General features: G+C 64.3%; 6 protein-coding genes. 2 read left to right on the forward strand and 4 right to left on the reverse strand.

What is annotated here, in order from left to right; all coding sequences use genetic code 11:
* Both GXY33_01350 and GXY33_01355 read left to right on the forward strand, forming a co-directional pair.
* On the forward strand, positions 1 to 444 hold a 444-nt coding region (locus GXY33_01350; protein ID NLX03768.1), incomplete at its 5' end, for a hypothetical protein.
* A gap of 103 nt (positions 445 to 547) precedes the next feature.
* Complete coding sequence (locus GXY33_01355) at positions 548 to 1,000, forward strand: FliM/FliN family flagellar motor switch protein (GenBank protein ID NLX03769.1); 453 nt, start codon at positions 548 to 550, stop codon at positions 998 to 1,000.
* On the opposite strand, the gene GXY33_01360 is transcribed toward GXY33_01355, so the two are convergent.
* The 4 genes from GXY33_01360 to GXY33_01375 form a co-directional block, all read right to left on the reverse strand.
* Positions 997 to 2,406, reverse strand: coding sequence for a CCA tRNA nucleotidyltransferase (locus tag GXY33_01360; GenBank protein ID NLX03770.1), 1,410 nt, complete (start codon positions 2,404 to 2,406; stop codon positions 997 to 999). The two genes, GXY33_01355 and GXY33_01360, sit on opposite strands and share 4 nt — an antisense overlap.
* A gap of 39 nt (positions 2,407 to 2,445) precedes the next feature.
* Complete coding sequence (locus tag GXY33_01365) at positions 2,446 to 3,591, reverse strand: type III PLP-dependent enzyme (GenBank protein NLX03771.1); 1,146 nt, start codon at positions 3,589 to 3,591, stop codon at positions 2,446 to 2,448.
* Positions 3,591 to 4,748 carry a deoxyhypusine synthase gene (locus GXY33_01370; protein NLX03772.1) on the reverse strand — a complete coding sequence of 386 codons (1,158 nt, stop codon included), beginning with the start codon at positions 4,746 to 4,748 and terminating at the stop codon, positions 3,591 to 3,593. Before GXY33_01370 ends, GXY33_01365 begins: the two co-directional genes overlap by 1 nt.
* A gap of 168 nt (positions 4,749 to 4,916) precedes the next feature.
* The coding region (locus GXY33_01375; GenBank protein NLX03773.1) for a hypothetical protein at positions 4,917 to 5,248 on the reverse strand (332 nt) is incomplete at its 5' end.

The raw sequence follows: 5,248 nt of genomic DNA on the forward strand, positions 1-5,248 counted from the left end.
ATGGACTACACGCTCGTTCGCCTCGCCGTTCCGGCCAGCCGGTTCGTCGACGACCTGCGGTTCGAGCCCGGCGCGCCGACACGGGTTCGGTTCGCCGCCGCCGTCAGCGATCTGGATGCTGGAGAGTTCTTCTGGCTCTACGCCCTGATCGGGTTTCTTGCCGTGTCGTATGCCTCAGCCGGCGTGGCCTCGTCACTGGTCTTCGGTCGGTGGCATCCGCACGCCCAGATGGGCTTCTGGAACGCCTTTGGTCTGCCCGGCGTCCTGCTGGGAATCTACCTGCGGATCGGCGACCACGCCGACGACCTGCGATTCCAGGCGAGACGGTTCGGGCCGTTCGGACTGCGATTCTGGCATCTGTTCACGATCGCGTTCCTCGCCTTCACCATCCTGATCCAGGTGGCGTTCGCGCTGCTCCTGGGCCCCGACACGTTCGGCGGGTGATCAGGCGACCTAAAGTCGTTGCCCCGCAAGACCGATAATCGTATAACGTGTAGTAACAAATGCCTCGGGCGTCACCGACGCCGATCCCGAAAGCACGGCGGATATGACAGAGACACAAGTCGAGCAGGAACAAGACGTTACGCAACAGGAGAGTCCGCCGCAGGCCGCTCACGAGACCCTTTCCGAGAATCAGGATCAGGAGCAAGCTCAGGATCAGGACCAGCCCGAAGGGGTCCAGGCCGATTCGCCGCCACCCGCAAAGAGCGAGAAGCCCGCGCGAACGGCTGATATTAGCAGAATACTCCAGATAGAAGTACCTATTATCGTACGTCTTGCCCAAAAGACGTTGCCGCTTCAGGATGTTCTGGACCTAAGCCCGGGTACGGTGATCGAGTTCAGCAAGTCGGTCGACGACGACCTGGACCTGATGATTAATAACAAGTGCGTCGGGTCCGGAGTGGCGGTCAAGATCGGCGAGAATTTCGGCCTGCGGATCAGCCGCATCGGTCCCATCGACGAGACGATCAAGGCGATGGGCGCCGCGGCCAAGTCCTAAACCAGCCCCACCTTCTCGGCTATGGACCGGGCCAGGGCCAGCGCCTCCGCTTTCGTTTCCACCTGGCCGTTTAGCTGTGCGTCGAAGACCTCGTCGAGCACTTCCTGGTAGCCGAGGCCTGGCGGGACGCCCAGCGCTTTTTCCAAATCGCCGCCGTGGATCAGCGGCGCGGTCTGGCGCAGGGCTTCGCGATCGATCGTCTCGGCCAGATGCTCCACGCCTTCCAGCACCGTCGATGGCTCCAGTCCGGCCTCGACGCGAGCCCGGTACAGCGCGATCAGTTCGTCGTAACCGTCGCAGAGCATGATCCGCTTGATCTGGGCCAGGCTGAGGTCGCCGTCCAGCCCCAGCAGCGGCAGGTGATGGATCAGCCAGACCACCGCGTGGCGCTGGCGGTTTGAGCAGGTCAGCCGGCGGCAGACGTCGTCGGCCACCTGGGCTGAGGTGTTGGCCTCCGGCGTCTTGACCCGCGTTCGGACGGTCCGCGGCCGGTCGATGGTTGCGGATCGCATCAACCCGGTCAGATGCAGGACGGCTGCAAACACCGTTTCGAATCGCACGTGCGGTCCGAGCCGATCGACGGTCATCAGCGAGTGGTCGAAGGCGTCGCCCGCGGCGGAAACTTCGTGTCCTTCGGCGAACGTCACGCCCGGCCGACCTCGCAGATCCGTCAGCTCCGGCAGCACGTAGGGCAGCAGTCCCAACTCATCGGCCAGCCGCAGTCCGCGCATCCGGCCGGTCCGCGTGAGCATCTTGCGCAGCTCGTCGAGGATTCGTTCGGTGCTGATTTCCTGGATTTGTTCGGTTTGCGACCGGATCGCCGCCGCCGTCCGGTTCTCGACGGCAAAGGCCAGCCGCGCGGCAAACCGCACCGCTCGCAACAACCGCAGATGATCCTCGCGGAAGCGGCGATCCGGTTCGCCGATCGCCCGGATCAGCCCCGCCCGCAGGTCCGCCCGTCCGCCCACCAGGTCGATCAGGCGATCCTCCAGCGGATCGTAGTACATCCCGTTGATTGTGAAATCTCGCCTCGCTGCGTCCTCTTCGAGCGTGGCGAATCGCACCCGGTCCGGATGCCGTCCGTCGCTGTAGCTTTCATCGGTGCGGAAGCTGGCGACTTCGATCCACTGGCCGCCCATCCCCACCAGCACCACGCCGAACTGCGCGCCGACCAGGCGGGTCCGGCGGAACAGTGCCTGAATGGCCTGTGGCCGCGCCGAGGTCGCCACGTCGTGCTCGTCGATGTCTTGCCGGCCCAACAGCATGTCGCGGACGCAGCCGCCGACCAGGTACGCCTCGTGCCCGGCCTCGCGAAGGACCTCGATGATCTTTACCGCTGCGCTGCGATTGTCCATGATCCACGTATTGTAGCCCGGACCGATCGGCTTGGACAGACCTGAGTGCATGCGGCGATGCGGCACGTGTCCCGGCGCCGCCCGGTCGGTTCAGGAGCGGTTCAGATGCAGGACCTTGGCGGGCGGGAATCCGTTGAACCAGGTGGACGAGGCGTGCGAGTAGGCGCCGATGTTCTCGGAATAGACAAGGTCGCCGATCTCGAGTTCGGGCAAATACTCAGCCTGCGAGATCGTGTCGAGCGCGTCGCAGGTCGGTCCGAAGACCGCACTGATGTGGCCCGACCCGCCCTTGAAGGCCTTGATCGGGTAGTGGCAGTGGTCGAAGAGGATGCCCGAGTAGGTGTGGTAGACGCCGTCGTTGAGATAGTAGCACCGCTTGCCGTCGCGCTCGGCTTTGCCGATGACCTCGGCGACGAGGGTGGCGGCGGTGGCCACCATGAACCGTCCCGGTTCGGCCAGGATTTCGATATCCCTGGGAAAGAGGCGATTGATCTCGGAGTTCAGGACGCGGGCCAGATCGCGCAGCGGGCCGACCGTCTGATCGTAGCGGGCGGGAAAACCGCCGCCGATATCGAGCAGCTTGAGTGCGAAGCCGCGGGCCGACGCCTCTTCCATGATGCCGGCTGAGATGCTCAGGGCCTGGACGAAGTTCTCGAAGTTGGTGCACTGGCTGCCGACGTGGAAGCAGAGGCCTTCGACGACGAGGCCGGCGTCGTGGGCGGCGGCGATCAGGTCGACCGCCTCGGCGGGTGCGCAGCCGAACTTGCTGGAGAGTTCGACCATCGAGCCGGTGTTGGGCACCCGGATACGGAGGGCCAGACCCGCCTGCTGGGCGTGGCGGCGGATCTTCCTGATCTCTTCGACGTTGTCGTAGGTCACCAGCGGCCGGTAGCGGTCGAGTTCCTCGAGGGTCTGGCGGTCCTTGATCGGATTGGCGTAGATGATCTTGTCCCAGATGAAATCCTGGCGGGCTTTGGCGGGCAGCTTGCGGATGTTCTCGTAGACCAGCCGGAATTCGGCGATCGAGGCCACGTCGAAGCTGGCCCCGATTTCGTAAAACGTTCTGACGATCGCCGGGTCCGGATTGGCTTTGACCGCGTAGTAGGCCTGGACGCGGGGTAGATGGCGCCTGAACTGGGCGTAGTTCGCGCGGAGCACGTCGTGGTCGACCACGAACAGCGGGGTGCCGTGGCGGCGGGCGAGTTTTTCCAGGGCCTTGGGTTTGGCTTTGGGCATCACAGTTCCTTGTTGTGCTTCCAGTACACCTTGGTTTCCTTTTCGAGCAGTTCGGGCAGCCGGTCGTAGAGCCGCTTGGGTTTGCGGCGGTCGTGGCGGGCCAGGGCGTAGTGGGTGAGCATCGGCAGGGCGACCGTCGAGTCGAGGTAGCAGACGATGGCGTCGGGAAGCTGCGTGGGATCGACCTTGCCCCAACTGACCGCCTCCTGGGGCGTGGCGCCGGAAAGGCCGCCGGTGTCCGGCCGGGCGTCGGTGAATTGGATGAAGAAGTCGTGGCCCTCTTCTTTGACCCGCAGGACTTCCTGGATCTGCGGCTCGGTCTGGAGGGTGAAGTTCTTGGGCGAGCCGCCGCCGACCAGCAGCACGCCGGTCTTGCGTCGCGACTGTTTGGCGTCCAGCACGATGGCGGTGGTTTCGTTGACGTCGCGCGAGGGGTTAACCCGCAGCTTCGAGCCGCGCATCTCGAGGCCGGCGACGTTCATGCCGATGGTCGAGTCGCCCGGCGAGGGGCAGAAGCACGGCACGCCCGCCCGGTAGGCGGCGGCGAGGACCGAGGCGTCCTTGAGGCCCGTCTGCTTTTCGAACTCGGCGCAGTATTTGCCGATCCGGTGGTGCAGTTCGGCTGTGCCCATCTCGTGCTGGAACTCGTCCTGGAGCAGGATCTGGCGCAGGACGTGGTCGGTGGCCATCAGGACGTCGTTGTAGTCGAGCAGGATGTCGTAGATTCGCACGACGCCGACCTTGCGGAGTTCCGGATCGCGGACGAACGGCGAGCCGCGGAACAGCGGCAGGTTCATCGCGTGGTGCATGTCGTGGTAGAGGTTGGCTCCGGTCGAGATGATCCAATCGACGAACCCGGCCTTGATGAGCGGCACGACGGCGGAGGCGCCAAGGCCCGCCGGCGTCAGCGCTCCGGCGAGGCTCATGCCGATGGTCACGTCCGGATCGAGCATCTTCTCGGTGAACAGGCGGCACGCCTCCTGGAGCCGTCCGGCGTTGTAGGCCAAAAACGCGTTGTCCATCAGGTCGGGCAGCTTTTCCTTGCCGGTGATCGGCTTGGGCAGGATCCGCTGACCCGAGAGGAACTCCTTTTTGCCTTTGGCGAACTTGTGCGGGTACTTGCTTTGAAACTGTTTGGGCAGTTGCACCTTGGCCATCTATCTGTTCTCCTTGCAAATTTGTTCCTACAGGGTCGCGACCGTAAGAGGACGGGATTTCCATACGCCCCAGACCACTGACGGTAACGGAATAATAATATCGGGTTGGTCGGCGGATGGCAAGAGAGTGTGATCCAAAGGCAAGCTTTTGCGCAGCCGGACGGTCGATCAGCAAGTGAACTGGAAGGCGTAGAGCTTGGCGAGACGCAGGCGGAAGGCGAGACGAATTGGCCGGTCGGCAAGATCGGAGAGATCGTCCCGACCCTTCCAGGTGACCGGCGCCGCGGTCAGGTTGCGGTCGATCGGATCGGCTTCGGCAAAGGTGTGGCCTGCGATCGGGCGTCCGGCGTCGTCCTGGAGTTCGACGAAGGCTTCGCCGAGGGCGCTGCAGTTGATATTCAGGAAGAGGCGGCGGCCGACGAAGCGAAGCGGCGGCGTGACGAAGCTTCCGCGGCGGTCGTCGGCGTCGAGCGAGACGAAGCCGTCAAGCCGCTGGCGGA

This window comes from Phycisphaerae bacterium, from assembly GCA_012729815.1.
Classification (GTDB): Bacteria; Planctomycetota; Phycisphaerae; order JAAYCJ01; family JAAYCJ01; genus JAAYCJ01.